This is a genomic window from Nguyenibacter sp. L1 (genome assembly GCF_035199985.1).
Taxonomy (GTDB): Bacteria; Pseudomonadota; Alphaproteobacteria; order Acetobacterales; family Acetobacteraceae; genus Gluconacetobacter; species Gluconacetobacter vanlangensis.
On the sequence record NZ_CP127015.1, the window covers coordinates 1,024,973 to 1,038,342 of the forward strand.

Sequence of the window (13,370 nt, forward strand, 5' to 3'; positions counted from 1 at the left end):
CACGGAACAGCGAGGCCCGCATGGATGAGATTGCCGGCATGGACGCCGCACGCAGCGTTGCCGATGCCTGTCGCGGCCGCTGGCACAGGCTGCTGGACGATCCGGCGCACCTGACCGGGCATGTTCCGGCGCTGGACGGGGCCGCCGGTCACAGGCTGGGACGGCGGCAGGTGATGCAGGCCGTGGCGGCATCGCTGATGCTGGATGGGCTGGCGGGGTGCGGCCAGGGCGAATCCCTGTTTCCCGCCGTGCGCGCGCCGGCGGGGATCGTGCCGGGGCGGCCGGACCATTATGCCAGCGCCCATGTGCTGGGCGGCGACGCGCTGGGCATCGTCGTGCGCCACACCACCGGCCGGCCGATCAAAATCGAGGGCAATCCGCACCACCCGGCCAGCCTGGGGGCCACCGACCCGTGGGCCCAGGCCAGCCTGCTGGATTTCTACGACCCGGACCGGGCGGCCGGCCTGCTGTATCGCGGCAGGCCGGCCGGCGCGGCGGCGCTGCGGGCCGAGCTGGCGGCGTTGCGCGACCGGTTGCGGGCGCGCCAGGGGGCGGGGCTGCGGCTGGTGACGGGGCGCGTGACCTCGCCGACCCTGGGGCGGCTGATCGACCGGGCGGTCGCCCGGTGGCCCGGGGCGCGGTGGCATCAATGGGAACCGGCCTGGCGCACGAATGCCGATGCGGGTGCGGTGCGCGCCTATGGCCGGCCGGTCGATCTGCTGCCCTATCCGGCCCGCGCCGACGTGATCCTGGCGCTGGACAGCGACCTGATCGGGTCGGCGCCGGGCCATGTCCGCCATGCGCGCGACCTGGCCGGACGGCGCAACCCGACACGGACGGCGCGGATGAGCCGCCTGTACGCCATCGAGCCGACGCCGACCCTGATCGGCGCCGTCGCCGACCACCGTTTCCCCGCCGCGCCGGACGCGTTGCGGCGCCTGCTGGGCATGATCGGGGCGGCAATCCTGCAGGGCGCGGCCTTGCCGTCGGACGCGCCGCACTGGCTGGCGCCGCTGATCCGCGACCTGCAGGCCCATCGGGGGGCGGCGCTGCTGCATGCCGGCCCTTCCCTGGCCCCCGAGGACCATGCGCTGGTCCTGGCGGTCAACGAGGCGCTGGGCGGACGGGGCCGTACCTTCGACCTGATCGACCCGACCGCCTATCGCAACGTGGACATGGCGTCCGACATGGCCGCATTGCTGGACGACATGCAGGCCGGCCGGGTGGAGGCGCTGCTGGTCCTGGACAGCAACCCGGCCTTTACGCTGCCCGGCTTCGCCGACGCGATGGCGCGGGTGGACCTGTCCATCGCCCTGGCCCGCGCGCCGGACGAGACATCCGCCCTGGCGCGCTGGTCCGTGCCGCTGGCCCATGATTTCGAATGCTGGGGCGATGCGCGGGCCTTCGACGGCACCGCCACGATCATGCAGCCGCAGGCGCTGCCGCTGTTCGGTGCCGTCAGCGCGCCGGCCATCCTGGACGCGCTGACGGGACCGGAGGGCGCTGGCTCTCCGGGGTCCTATGACGCCTGCCGCCTGACCTGGCGGGACCGGCTGGACGATGCGGCGTGGCGCGACGCGCTGGCGCTGGGGGTGGTGGGCGGGACGGCCCATGCCCCGCTGGATACGCCGCTGCGCCTGCCCTTGCGCGACCTGGCGCCGCCTGCCCTGCCGCCCCCCCTGCCGCCTGCCGCCCCGGATGGGCCGCGCCTGGCCTGCCGTCCCGACCCGCATCTGTGGGACGGGCGGTTCGCCAATAATCCATGGCTGCAGGAACTGCCCCGCCCGGCGACCAGGCTGGTCTGGGACAATCCGCTGCTGATCGCCCCCGCCACGGCGCGGGCGCTGGGCCTGGTGAACGGGGCGGAGGTCGAGATCGCGGCCGGCGGCCGGACCATGCGCCTGCCGGTCTGGATCGTGCCGGGCCAGGCGGCGGGAGTCGTGGTCGCGCAGTTCGGCGCGGGCCGCCATGTGGTGGGGGCAGTGGGGCGCCACGCCGGCTATGACACCTATCCGTTGCGCCCGGCCGAGGGCGCCGCCGTCACGTTGCGCCCGACCGGCCGGCAGGTCGCGATCGCCAGCACCGATCACCACGACGTCATGGATGCCGCCCCCGGAGACATCGCGCGCCAGGGCACGCTGGCCGAATTCCTGGCCCGTCCCGATTTCCTGAAAGGGGACGCCGTCGGTCCCGAACTGTACCGGCTGCCGCCCGGCGGGCAGACCGCCTGGGGGATGAGCATCGACCTGAATGCCTGCATCGGCTGCAATGCGTGCGTTGCCGCCTGCGGCGCGGAAAACAACGTGCCGGTGGTCGGCAAGGATGCCGTGCTGCATCAGCGCGAAATGCATTGGCTGCGCATCGATCATTATTTCGACGGGCCGGAGGACGCGCCCGACATCCGCCGGCAGCCGGTGCTGTGCATGCAGTGCGAGCAGGCGCCGTGCGAAATCGTCTGCCCGTTCGGCGCGACCATGCACGATCAGGAGGGCCTGAACGTCATGGTCTATAATCGCTGCGCCGGCACGCGCTTCTGTTCCAATAACTGCCCTTATCGCGTGCGGCGCTTCAATTACGGCGCCTATGCCGCCGCAGAACCGCGCCCCGCGGAATCGCGCAATCCCGACGTGACCGTCCGCGCCCGGGGGGTGATGGAGAAATGCACCTTCTGCATCCAGCGGATCGCGCAGGCCCGGATCGCGCACGATATCGACGGCACCCCCGAGCAGGTCACCACCGCCTGCCAGGCCGCCTGCCCGACCCGGGCCTTCACCTTCGGCGACCTGAACGACCCGGCATCCGACGTGGCGCGGCGCAAGCGCAGCCCGCTGGATTACGTGCTGCTGCCCGAGCACAACACGCGGCCGCGGGTGACCTATGAGGCGCGAATCCGCAATCCCAACCCGGAGATCGGCACATGACCGGCACAGGCGAGGCGCCGCTGGTGGCCCCGGGCCAGACCGCGACCACGATGACCGACGCGGTCTGTGCCGTGCCGCTGGGCGGCGCGTCCTATCGCTGGTGGTGGGCGGCCTTCGTGCCCGCGCTGGCCCTGCTGGCGGGAATGGCGGTCGCGGTGGGGCGGCTGTTCTATCTGGGCATCCGGATCTGGGGGAACAACTGGCCCAATGTCTGGGGTTTTGACATTCTTTCCTATGTCTGGTGGATCGGGATCGCCAGCGGCGGCACGTTCATTTCGGCGTTCTTCTTTCTGGTGCGGGTGGAATGGCGCACCGCGATCAACCGCATCGCCGAGACGATGACCCTGTTCAGCGCGCTGTGCGCCGCGCTGTATCCGATCCTGCACCTGGGGCGGCCATGGTATTTCTACTGGCTGTTCCCGTATCCGAACACCATGGATCTGTGGCCGAATTTCAAAAGTCCGCTGATGTGGGACTTCATCGCCATCCTGACCTATGTCGTCGCGTCGGCGCTGTTCTGGCTGTTCGGGCTGCTGCCGGACCTGGCGACCTTGCGCGACCGGGCCGCGGGGCGGCGGACGCGGATCCTGTACGGCATCGCGGCGCTGGGCTTTCGCGGCGATGACGGGCAATGGCGGCATTTCCGCGCCACCTATGCCGTGATGGCCGCGGTGATGGCGCCGCTGGTCTGTTCGGTCCACAGCGTGGTCGGGCTGGATTTCGCGGGCGGCGAGGCGGCGGGCTGGCATGCCAGCTTCTATCCGCCCTTCTTCGTCTTCGGGGCGGTGCTGTCGGGTTTTGCCGCCGTGCTGCTGCTGGTCATCCCGCTGCGGCGGATCTGGCGTTTCCACGCCTATATCACCGCGCGCCATATCGACGTGCTGTGCCGCCTGACCCTGACCGCCAGCCTGTGCGTCAGCTATGCCTATCTGGTCGAGATCTTTACCGTCTATTACGCGCAGGACGCGACCGAGCTGCGCATGTTCCACGAGCGTCTCTTCGGCTTCGATTCCGGCGTGTACTGGGCGACCATCGTGCTGAACTGCCTGCTGCCGCAGCTTTACTGGTGGCGCGCGGCGCGGCGGACGATCCCGACCGTGCTGGTCGTCTCGCTGGGCGCGGTGGCCGGGATGTGGCTGGAACGGTACGGCATCGTCATCCAGATCCCGCGCATCGGGCCGCTGCCGTCGTCGTGGGGCTATTACCACCCGACCCTGTGGGACTGGACCCTGTTCGCCGGCACGGTGGGACTGTTCGCCACCGGCTTTCTGCTGACCATCCGTGTGGTACCGGCGATTTCCATGTTCGAGATGCGCGCGCTGCTGCCCGCGCGGCGCGCATGAGCGGGACGCACATGAGCGGGACAGGGCCCATGGCGCCGGCACATCCTGTCCGCCGTCATGTCCTGGGCGGCTTCGCCACCGCCGCGCAGCGCGATGCGGCCATGGCGCGGCTGGGCGCGCAGGGCTTTCCGCCCGCTTCGTCGTACGGCCCGACGGAACCGGACGCCGGGATGGGCGCCGGGACGGGCGCCGGGACGGGGGGCGGGTCGCGGTTGCCGGTCGTCATGCTGCTGGGCGGGCTGGGCGGCGCGCTGGGCGCGTTCGGCCTGCAATCCTATGCCACGGTGGCGGCGTATCCGCTGGATATCGGCGGGCGGCCGCATTTCTTCTGGCCGGCCTATATTCCCTTCGCGCTGGAGGCCGGATTCATGGGCGCCATGCTGAGCGGTTTCGCGGGCTATCTGGTCGCCGCACGGCTGTTGCGCCTCTATGACCCGGTCGACGAAAACCCGTCCTTCCGCCGGGCGATGATCGATCACTGGTTCGTCGCGGTCGCGGCCCCCGACGACGCGGCGACAGCGCGGATCGCCGACCTGATGGGCGCGGAGGGCGCGTCGAGCATCGAGGAATACGCGGCCGATACGCAACAGGCCGGTGTGCGAGAGGAGCGTCGGGAATGAGAGATCGGCGGCGCCTTCTGCTGGCCGTGCTCTGCCTGCTGCCCGCCGCCGGGTGCGACGACATGCGCCACCAGCGCAAGGTCCTGCCCTGGTCGGACGCGCGGGGCGACCCGCCGCCCGTGCCGCCGCATGTCGTGGCCTTCGAGAGCCGTCCGGAGGCGGCGCCGCCGCTGAGCCTGGCGCTGTTGCAGCGCGGGCAGCAGCGCTATCGCATCTTCTGCGCCCCGTGCCATGGCGAGACCGGCGACGGGCGCGGCATGATCGTCCAGCGGGGCTTCGCCCCCACGCCCGACCTGGCGGACGCACGCATCGTCCGGGCACCGACGCAGCGCTATGTCGCGGTCATCGCCCAAGGCACGGGCGACCAGGGGAGGGGCAACCAGGGGATGGGTAAGATGTACGGCTTCGCGCAGCGCATCCCGCCGGCCGACCGCTGGGCGATCGCGGCCTATGTCCGCGCGCTGCAGGCCGCCCGCGCCACCCGCCTGGCCGATCTGTCGCCCGCGGAGCGGAGTCGGCTGCCATGATGATGATGACGCCGCCCCGCCGTCCGGACGCGTCGATCCTCGGGCCCGCATTGGCCTGCGCGGTGCTGGGCGGGGGCGGCGCGCTGCTGGGCTGGCTGCTGGACCCCGCCGATTTCGCCGGGGCGTGGCTGGGCGCGCTGCTGCTGTGGATCATGTGGTCGCTGGGCAGCATGGCGCTGCTGCTGGCCCATGCCCTGACAGGCGGGCGCTGGGGGCATGCCCTGCGCCCCGCGCTGCGCGATGCGGTGGCGGCGCTGCCGCTGCTGCTGCCGCCGCTGCTGGTGCCGCTGCTGCTGAACCTGTCGCCGCTCTATCGCTGGGCGCGGCCCGAGGCAGGGGCGGAGGCGGGGGCGGCGCTGCGCAATGGCGGGTGGCTGAACGCGCCTTTCTTCTCGGCCCGGGTGGTGGCCTATGCCCTGTTGTGGAGCGTGCTGTCCGCGATGATCGTGCGGCGGCTGCGCGCGGGGGCGTCGGTGGCGTCCATTGCCGGGCCGATGCTGTTCGCGCTGGCGGTGAGCTTCACCCTGGCGATGTTCGACCTGGCCATGTCGCTGGAGGATTTCACGTCCGGCATCTATGGCATGCTGTGTGCCGCCGATGCCGCGATCCTGGCGCTGTCAGTCGCGACCGCCAGTTCGCCCGAACGGATCGGCGGCGCGGTGCGGGACGATCTGGGCCGGCTGCTGCTGGCGCTGACGGTCCTGTGGGCCTATCTGGCCTTCTGCCAGTTGCTGGTCGTCTGGCAATCGAACCTGGCCGGCGACGCCGGGTGGTATCTGCGCCGCCTGACGCCCTTCTGGACCGGGATGGGCGTGGCCCTGGCGGTGCTGCGCTTCGCGGTGCCGTTCTTCGTGCTGCTCTGGCCCGCGGCGCGGCGGCGGGCGCGCGTGCTGCGGGGCATCTGCGTCCTGACCGCGGCCACCACCGTGCTGCATGTCTGGTGGCTGGTCCTGCCCGCGCTGGGGCGGCGGCCGGATGGGCTGGATGCGGCATGCCTGCTGGCCTTCGGCGGGGTGACGGCGCTGGCGTGGCTGTATTATCGGCCGCCGGCGCATCCGACCCGCGCGGGAGGCGGCGCATGAGCCGCTATGGCGAGCATGACCTGCCGCCCGCGCGGCGCGAGGAGGCGGATATTTCCTTCCGCGCGGCGGCGCTGGGCCTGGGCGCCACGCTACTGACGCTGGTGGGGCTGGCGGGGGCGTGCATCCTGCTGTTCGGGCCGGCGATGCGCGACCAGGCCACGATGCTGCCGCTGCCCGTCCTGCCCGCGCCGCGCCTGCAGGCCCGGCCGGACATGGACATGGCGCGGGACCGGCAGCGGGACCTGGCGGCGCTGAACGGGCTGTACTGGGTCGATCGCGGCGCGGGGCTGGTGCATCAGCCGATCGACGCGGCGATGGCGCGGCTGGCGCGGCAGGGGATCGGCGACTGGCCGGCCCCGCCGCCCGGCGGCCGCTAGGCGGGCGGCATGATCGCCGCCACCCGCACCGCCGCCGAGACCGACTGGCTGCTGCTGGCGCTGGTCGTGGTCAGCGCCCTGGTGCTGGTGCTGGTCTTCGGCCTGATGCTGTATTTCGGCTGGCGGTTCCGGGCCGGCAACCCGATGCGGCGCAGGCCGTTGCCGACCCGGACGTTCGGGCTGGAAGTCGGCTGGACGGCGGCGACCATGCTGGCCTTCTTCGTGCTGGATGTGTGGGCGGCGGACCTGTATCTGCGCCAGATGCACGCGCCGGAGGGCGCGATGAAGATCGCGGTCACCGCCAAGCAATGGATGTGGAAGGCCGAGCAGCCGAACGGCGTGCGCGAGATCAACCTGGTGCATCTGCCGGTGGATCGCGACATCGAGATCGTCATGACGTCCGAGGACGTGATCCATGATTTCTCGGTGCCGGCCTTTCGCATCAAGCGCGACGTGCTGCCCGGCCGCTATACAATGATCTGGTTCCATACCACCCGCACCGGGCGGTTTCGCCTGTATTGCGACCAATATTGCGGATTGGACCATGCGCTGATGGTCGGCCACGTGATCGTCATGCCGGCCGCCGCCTATCGGGACTGGCTGGATCATCCCGGCGGCGACGCGCCATCTCCGGCTGAAGGAGCGGCCCCATGAACGTCCTGCCATCCCACGCGCCCGGCGGGAATTACCTGACCGACGGGCTGACCCTGCGCTCGTGGCTGCTGACGACAGACCATAAGCGCATCGGCCTGCTGTACATGGGCACGATCCTGCTGTTCTTCCTGCTGGGGGGCGCGGCGGCGGCGCTGATCCGCTTCAACCTGCTGTCGCCGGCGGGGCTGCTGGGGTCGCGGGCGGCCTATGACCGGCTGTTCACCATGCACGGCATCATCATGGTCTGGTTCTTCCTGGTGCCGGCGGCGCCGGCCGTGCTGGGAAATTTCGTGCTGCCGCTGATGGTCGGCGCGCGCGACCTGGCCTTTCCGCGCCTGAACCTGGCGAGCTGGTATCTGTTCCTGGCCGGCGGGGCCTGCGTGCTGACCGCGTTCTTTCGCGGCGGGCTGGATACCGGCTGGACCTTCTATGCCCCGTTTTCGACCGGTTATGCGCACGGCATGGTGGCGCTGGCGGCGCTGGGCATCATCCTGGCGGGCTATTCCTCGATCGCCGGGGGGCTGAATTTCATCATCACCATCCACCGGCTGCGCGCGCCGGGCCTGACCTGGTACCGGCTGCCGATCTTCTGCTGGTCGCTCTATGCCACCAGCATGCTGAACGTGCTGGCGACGCCGGTGCTGACGATGGTCCTGATGATGATGGCGACCGAGCGGATCTGGGGGGTGGGCTTCTTCGGCCCGGTCATGGGCGGCGATCCGCTGCTGTTCCAGCACCTGTTCTGGTTCTATTCGCACCCGGCGGTATATATCATGATCATGCCCGGCTTCGGCATCGTCAGCGAGGTCATTCCGGCCTTCGCCTCGCGCCCGCTGTTCGGATACAAGTTCGTCGCCTGGGCCAGCATCGCCATCGGCGTCATCAGCTTCTTCGTCTGGGGCCACCATATGTTCGTGGCCGGCGTCTCGACCTTTTCGAACACCGTGTTCTCGCTGCTGTCCTATGGCGTCGCGGTGCCCTCGGCGATCAAGGTGTTCAACTGGATCGGCACGCTGGAGCGCGGCTATGTCCGCCTCGACGCGCCCATGCTCTATGCGCTGGGTTTCGTGGGGTTGTTCACCACCGGGGGATTGTCCGGGCTGTTCCTGGCCGGGCTGGGGGCGGACGTCTATCTGCACGATACCTATTTCGTCATCGCGCATTTTCACTTCATCATGGTCGGCGGCATGGTCACCGCCTTCTTCGCCGGGCTGCATTTCTGGTGGCCCAAGATGACCGGGCGGCTCTATTCGGCCTTCTGGTCCCGCTGTGCCGCGATCCTGCTGTTCGCCGGCTTCAACGTCACCTTCATGCCGCAATATATCCTGGGCTATCTGGGCATGCCGCGGCGCTATGCGTCCTATGACCCGCAATTCACCGCGCTGAACGTCCTGTCCACCGGGGGCGCGCTGATCCTGGCGGCGGCCTATGTCCTGCCGCTGGTCTATCTGGGCGCGTCGCTGCTGCGCGGCGCGCGCGCGCCGGCCAATCCGTGGGGGGCGACCGGGCTGGAATGGCAGGCCGCCTCTCCGCCGCCCACCGAGAATTTCGCCGTCATTCCGGTGGTCACCGGACCGCCCTACGCCTATCCCCGCCGGGAAGAGGACATGCCGCCATGACGATCCAGGACCGGGTGGAATTCCAGTTTCGCGACATGCGCGAGCAAGCCGCGACCGCGATTGCCGGCATGTGGCTGTTCCTGGCGACCGAGGGATTGTTCTTCGGCGGGCTGTTCCTGGCCTGGCTGACCTACCGGGTGCATTTCCCGGCCGGTTTCGCCCAGGCGGCGCGGCGGACCGACCTTGCGATCGGCACGATCAACACGATGGTGCTGATGACCTCCAGCGCGCTGTTCGCCTGCGGCCTGCCGGCGGTCCGGCTGGGCCACAGGCGGCGCCTGATCCTGCTCTGCCTGGCGACCGGGCTGCTGGGACTGGTCTTCATGGGACTGAAACTTTACGAATGGCGCCTGGATCTTGCCCGGAACCTGCTGCCCGGCGCGATCGCCCGCGACCCGGCGATGCCGCCGGGCGCCGCCCTGTTCTGGATGTTCTACTGGCTGGGAACGGTCCTGCACATGGCGCATCTGGCGATCGGGCTGGGACTGATCGCGTGGATCGGCCGGCTGGCCGCGCGCGGCCGGGTCCATCCGGGCTATTACACCCCGGTCGAAGCGGTGGGGCTCTATTGGAGTTTCGTCGACCTGCTGTGGATGATTCTGTTTTCGCTGATCTATCTGGGTGCGTCGTGAAGCCGCCCGCCCGCCATCCCTACCTGCCCTATGGCCTGACCTGGCTGGCACTGGCCGGGCTGCTGGCGGCGCAGCTTCTGGTCACGCGCGTGCTGGGGCGGCCGGACTGGGCGCCGCTGTTCGGCCTGGCCATGGCGGCGCTGGTTGCCCTGTTCTTCATGAATCTGCGCAATGGCTCGGCGTTGTCGCGCATCTTCGCGATCGCCTGCGTGGTGTGGCTGACGGTCATGCTGGGGCTGGGGATCATCGACCCGCTGACGCGCACCGCCATCATGCCCCCCTGACGTCCGGCCCGGGCTCGCGCAGCAGGCGGTCCAGGTCGGCGGCGATGCACGCGGCCGGATCGTTGCCGTCATGCTCGGTGGAAATCAGCAGGCGGGCCCGCGACCCACGGTCGAAGACATAGAGGGCCTCGCTGTGCGTCACGCGATAAGGCGGGCCCGGCGTGACGTCGTAGGCCAGGCGATAGCGCGCGGCCAGGCGGGCCAGCGCGTCGTCCGAGCCGCGCAGCCCGACGAAGGACGGGCCGAACTGCGCGACATAGGATCCGAGGCGCGCATCGGTATCGCGCAGCGGATCGACCGTGACGAACAGCACCCGTACTGCCCCCGCCCCTGCCCCCAGGCGCGCGAGGGCCGATGCCGCATAGTTCATGGTCATGGGGCAGAGATCGGGACAGAGCGTATAGCCCAGATAGAGCATGCAGATCGTGCCGCGGAAATCGGCCTGCGTCACCGCCCGGCCCTGCGGCGCGCGATGCAGGGCGAAGGCCAGGTCGGGCGAGATGCCGCGCACGTCCATGCCGTACCAGGGGGCCTGGCGCCGGCAGGCGGCGAGCGTGGCGCCGCCCAGCATCGCCAGCGCCGCGCGGCGCGGGACGGGCGGATGCCCGAGGGGGCCGGTCATGCGGCCCCCCGGACGGTCGCGGCGGGCCTGTCGTCGCGCCATAGCCGGCCGAACAGGATCAGGGCGGCGAGCGCGCTCATCATCCCGCCGCCATAGCAGACGATCGAACCGCCGATCTGCTGGTCCAGCCCGGCATCGATGCCGGGGACCAGCCGGCCGCATATGTCGTAATAGGGATAGATATCGCGCCCGGCGAAGGCGATCGCCGCCCCGGCGGCGATCTGCGGCAACTGCACCGCCGTCACCAGGAACAGGCGCGCCGGCTGGGAGAGGATGCCGTCCCCTCCCCCCGGGCGCGGATCGAGGATCAGGAACCAGAACAGCAGGCCGTCGATCACCATGCCGGCATTCATGACCGCGAACAGGGTCGGGTCCAGCATCGCCCGGACATGCACGGGCGGGATCAGCCACAGCCAGACCAGTCCGAAAAACAGCAGGCAGGCCGGCACGGGATGCTGCACCCACCGCATGACCGCCCGTATCGCCGCCCGCATCGCCGGCCGGCCGAGGGCGGCGCGCAGCCAGGGCGGCGCCCCGTGACGGAGTACCGGCCCCGGGTCGGACAGCGCGATCAGGAACGGCCCCAGATGATGCATCGCCAGATGCTGCACCCGGTTGAAGGTGAAGAGATGCTGCGCGGCATAGAGGAAATGGGTCTGCAGCACCGCATAGATCGCCCCCACCCCCAGCAGGAAGAAGACGGGCGCCCGTCCCGGGCCGATCTCCGATATCATCCCCTGGCGGCGCAGGCGCCGCCAGCCGCGGCAATAGAGCCACAGCGCCAGCATGCAGCCGCCATAGACGGGCCAGGAAAAAACGCTGGGCATCCACCAGGGCAGATGGGCGGGCCGGCGATCGCACAGCACGTCCATCGCGCCGCCGGCCAGCAGGATCGCGGCCGGCACGACGCATTTCCCAGCCCGAGCCCAAGCCCGAGCCCAAGCCCTGGCCCAAGTCCTGGCCCAAGCCCAAGCCCGAGCCCTGGCCATGTCCCGCCATGCCGCACCAGACACGGCATTCCTCCTTTGCCGGCACCACCCTGTCCGCCGACCGTAACCGCGCGGATGCGGGCGGGTTCCGGCGGTTCTTCATCCCCCCTGGTTTCCATCCCCTTTCATCCCCGCCGTCTTTTTCACGTCGCGGTGACCATGGCTTCCATCCACGGAAGCGCGGGCGCACATTAGGCCCGCCAGCCGGCCCAGCCCTGGCATCATCCCGAGCGGGGGGCGATCCTGGCCCCGTCCGCGAAACGATGCGAGACGTGTCATGGGACTTTTCACAAAAGACGTGCATTCGATGAATGATCTCTTCACGCATCAGTTGAAGGACATCTTCTATGCCGAAAAGCGAATCCTCGGCGCCCTGCCGAAGATGATCGACAAGGCGTCGTCCCCCGAGCTCAAGGAGGGATTGCGGTCGCATCTCGAGGAAACGAAAGGCCATGTCGTCCGCCTGGAACAGGTGTTCCAGATGCGCGGAGTCACGCCCGCCACCGTGAAATGCCCGGCGATCGACGGCATTATCGAGGAAGCCGAGGACGTGTCGGGCGATGTGGACAATGCGCAGGTGATGGACGCCGCCATCGCCGCGTCGGCCCAGGCGGTGGAACATTACGAAATCACCCGCTACGGCACGCTGATCGCCTGGGCGAAGGAACTGGGCCATCCGGAATGCGCGGACATCCTGGGCATGACCCTGAGCGAGGAATATGCCGCCGACGACAAATTGACGAAACTGGCCGAGGAGCGGCTGAACAAACAGGCGGCGTAACGCCCGGACGGGCCACCGGCCGCCCGGCGCGGCTGGTGGCCGGAGCCGCGTACGGAGGCGCGTAATGGCGATATCTGCATGACGGCGCGGGCCAATTGGCGCGGCACGCTGCGGATCGGCGAACTGGATTGCCCGGTCGCGCTCTATACGGCTGTATCCACCGCCGAACGCGTGGCGTTCCACATCATCAACCGCGCCACCGGCCACCGGGTTCGCCGGCATTATGTCGACGAGGCCACCGGCGAGCCGGTGGAGCGCGACGACCAGGTCAAGGGTTACGAGACCGAGCCGGGCGAATACGTGATCCTGGACGCCGACGACATCGCCGAGGCGGTGCCGGACAGCGACAAGATCCTGTCGGTGACTGCGTTCGTGCGCAGCGACGAGATCGATGACCTGTACATGGATCGTTCCTATTACCTGGCGGCGGGCACGGCGGACGGGCGGGCGCGCCATGCCCTGGTCCGCGATGCCATGCGCGCCAGGCACGTGGCGGCGCTGGCGCGGACGGTGCTGTTCCGCCGCGTCCGCACCCTGTTGATCCGGCCGGAGGGCGACGGGCTGATCGCGACCGTCCTGAACACCAGGGACGAAATCCATCCGGCGCAGGAGGCGTTTGCCGACCTGCCCGACCTGGCGCTGAACGACGACATGATCGCGCTGGCGCAGCAGATCATCCGAAGCAAATCGGGTCATTTCGACCCCACGCAATTCACCGACCGGTACGAGGCCGCGCTGGGCGACCTGATCCGGGCGAAGCTGGCCGGCCGGGTGCCCCGGGCACCACCGCGGCGTCCGGCCGGCCAGGTGATCGACCTGATGGCGGCGCTGCGGGCCAGCGCGCAGTCCGCGCCCCCTGCCCGCCCCGCGTCCGGCCACGCCCGGCGCGGAAAGCCGCCGCGTCGCAAGGCCGGATGAA

Annotated in this window: 14 protein-coding genes; 12 read left to right on the plus strand and 2 right to left on the minus strand. The window is 69.9% G+C overall.

Annotated features, from left to right (window positions below; translation table 11 throughout):
- Window positions 1-20: 20 nt before the first annotated feature.
- From QN315_RS04530 to QN315_RS04575, 10 genes are read left to right on the plus strand one after another with little or no spacing between them, the layout of a single operon-like run.
- Complete coding sequence (locus QN315_RS04530; protein WP_323991695.1) at window positions 21-2,921, plus strand: 4Fe-4S dicluster domain-containing protein; 2,901 nt, start codon at window positions 21-23, stop codon at window positions 2,919-2,921.
- On the plus strand, window positions 2,918-4,264 hold the full coding sequence (gene nrfD, locus QN315_RS04535; RefSeq protein ID WP_323991696.1) for an NrfD/PsrC family molybdoenzyme membrane anchor subunit: 1,347 nt from the start codon (window positions 2,918-2,920) through the stop codon (window positions 4,262-4,264). The genes QN315_RS04530 and nrfD overlap by 4 nt, the downstream gene beginning before the upstream one ends.
- An 11-nt stretch (window positions 4,265-4,275) precedes the next feature.
- Entirely contained in the window at window positions 4,276-4,884 is a 609-nt protein-coding gene (locus tag QN315_RS04540; protein ID WP_323991697.1) for a quinol:electron acceptor oxidoreductase subunit ActD, read from the plus strand.
- Window positions 4,881-5,411: a cytochrome c gene (locus QN315_RS04545; protein ID WP_323991698.1), complete on the plus strand. Its 531-nt coding sequence runs from the start codon at window positions 4,881-4,883 to the stop codon at window positions 5,409-5,411. The genes QN315_RS04540 and QN315_RS04545 overlap by 4 nt, the downstream gene beginning before the upstream one ends.
- Entirely contained in the window at window positions 5,408-6,493 is a 1,086-nt protein-coding gene (locus QN315_RS04550) for a hypothetical protein (protein WP_323991699.1), read from the plus strand. The genes QN315_RS04545 and QN315_RS04550 overlap by 4 nt, the downstream gene beginning before the upstream one ends.
- Window positions 6,490-6,870, plus strand: coding sequence for a hypothetical protein (locus tag QN315_RS04555; RefSeq protein ID WP_323991700.1), 381 nt, complete (start codon window positions 6,490-6,492; stop codon window positions 6,868-6,870). The genes QN315_RS04550 and QN315_RS04555 overlap by 4 nt, the downstream gene beginning before the upstream one ends.
- Window positions 6,871-6,879: 9 nt before the next feature.
- A complete protein-coding gene (coxB, locus tag QN315_RS04560; RefSeq protein WP_323991701.1) occupies window positions 6,880-7,524 on the plus strand; it encodes a cytochrome c oxidase subunit II in 645 nt (214 codons plus the stop codon).
- Entirely contained in the window at window positions 7,521-9,143 is a 1,623-nt protein-coding gene (locus QN315_RS04565) for a cbb3-type cytochrome c oxidase subunit I (protein ID WP_176640667.1), read from the plus strand. Before coxB ends, QN315_RS04565 begins: the two co-directional genes overlap by 4 nt.
- Entirely contained in the window at window positions 9,140-9,775 is a 636-nt protein-coding gene (locus QN315_RS04570; protein ID WP_323991702.1) for a cytochrome c oxidase subunit 3, read from the plus strand. The genes QN315_RS04565 and QN315_RS04570 overlap by 4 nt, the downstream gene beginning before the upstream one ends.
- Window positions 9,772-10,059: an oxidase gene (locus tag QN315_RS04575; protein ID WP_176640669.1), complete on the plus strand. Its 288-nt coding sequence runs from the start codon at window positions 9,772-9,774 to the stop codon at window positions 10,057-10,059. The genes QN315_RS04570 and QN315_RS04575 overlap by 4 nt, the downstream gene beginning before the upstream one ends.
- Here QN315_RS04575 and QN315_RS04580 read toward each other — a convergent pair.
- The gene (locus QN315_RS04580; protein WP_323991703.1) at window positions 10,046-10,681 is read right to left on the minus strand and encodes an SCO family protein; all 636 of its coding nucleotides are present in this window, start codon (window positions 10,679-10,681) and stop codon (window positions 10,046-10,048) included. The two genes, QN315_RS04575 and QN315_RS04580, sit on opposite strands and share 14 nt — an antisense overlap.
- Entirely contained in the window at window positions 10,678-11,586 is a 909-nt protein-coding gene (locus tag QN315_RS04585; protein ID WP_323991704.1) for a cytochrome c oxidase assembly protein, read from the minus strand. Before QN315_RS04585 ends, QN315_RS04580 begins: the two co-directional genes overlap by 4 nt.
- Window positions 11,587-11,947: 361 nt before the next feature.
- Between QN315_RS04585 and QN315_RS04590 the strand changes: the two genes are divergently transcribed.
- Window positions 11,948-12,451 carry a ferritin-like domain-containing protein gene (locus QN315_RS04590; protein WP_176640964.1) on the plus strand — a complete coding sequence of 168 codons (504 nt, stop codon included), beginning with the start codon at window positions 11,948-11,950 and terminating at the stop codon, window positions 12,449-12,451.
- Window positions 12,452-12,529: 78 nt separating this feature from the next.
- Complete coding sequence (locus tag QN315_RS04595) at window positions 12,530-13,369, plus strand: Ku protein (protein ID WP_323991705.1); 840 nt, start codon at window positions 12,530-12,532, stop codon at window positions 13,367-13,369.
- Window position 13,370: the final 1 nt, after the last annotated feature.

Bases quoted from the DNA above. Each gene is read 5' to 3' on its own strand.
- coxB (WP_323991701.1), top strand. From the start codon at position 6,880: ATGATCGCCGCCACCCGCACCGCCGCCGAGACCGACTGGCTGCTGCTG.
- QN315_RS04540 (WP_323991697.1), top strand. From the start codon at position 4,276: ATGAGCGGGACAGGGCCCATGGCGCCGGCACATCCTGTCCGCCGTCAT.
- QN315_RS04590 (WP_176640964.1), top strand. From the start codon at position 11,948: ATGGGACTTTTCACAAAAGACGTGCATTCGATGAATGATCTCTTCACG.
- QN315_RS04570 (WP_323991702.1), top strand. From the start codon at position 9,140: ATGACGATCCAGGACCGGGTGGAATTCCAGTTTCGCGACATGCGCGAG.
- QN315_RS04530 (WP_323991695.1), top strand. From the start codon at position 21: ATGGATGAGATTGCCGGCATGGACGCCGCACGCAGCGTTGCCGATGCC.
- QN315_RS04580 (WP_323991703.1), bottom strand. From the start codon at position 10,681: ATGACCGGCCCCCTCGGGCATCCGCCCGTCCCGCGCCGCGCGGCGCTG.
- QN315_RS04545 (WP_323991698.1), top strand. From the start codon at position 4,881: ATGAGAGATCGGCGGCGCCTTCTGCTGGCCGTGCTCTGCCTGCTGCCC.
- nrfD (WP_323991696.1), top strand. From the start codon at position 2,918: ATGACCGGCACAGGCGAGGCGCCGCTGGTGGCCCCGGGCCAGACCGCG.
- QN315_RS04565 (WP_176640667.1), top strand. From the start codon at position 7,521: ATGAACGTCCTGCCATCCCACGCGCCCGGCGGGAATTACCTGACCGAC.
- QN315_RS04550 (WP_323991699.1), top strand. From the start codon at position 5,408: ATGATGATGATGACGCCGCCCCGCCGTCCGGACGCGTCGATCCTCGGG.
- QN315_RS04555 (WP_323991700.1), top strand. From the start codon at position 6,490: ATGAGCCGCTATGGCGAGCATGACCTGCCGCCCGCGCGGCGCGAGGAG.
- QN315_RS04595 (WP_323991705.1), top strand. From the start codon at position 12,530: ATGACGGCGCGGGCCAATTGGCGCGGCACGCTGCGGATCGGCGAACTG.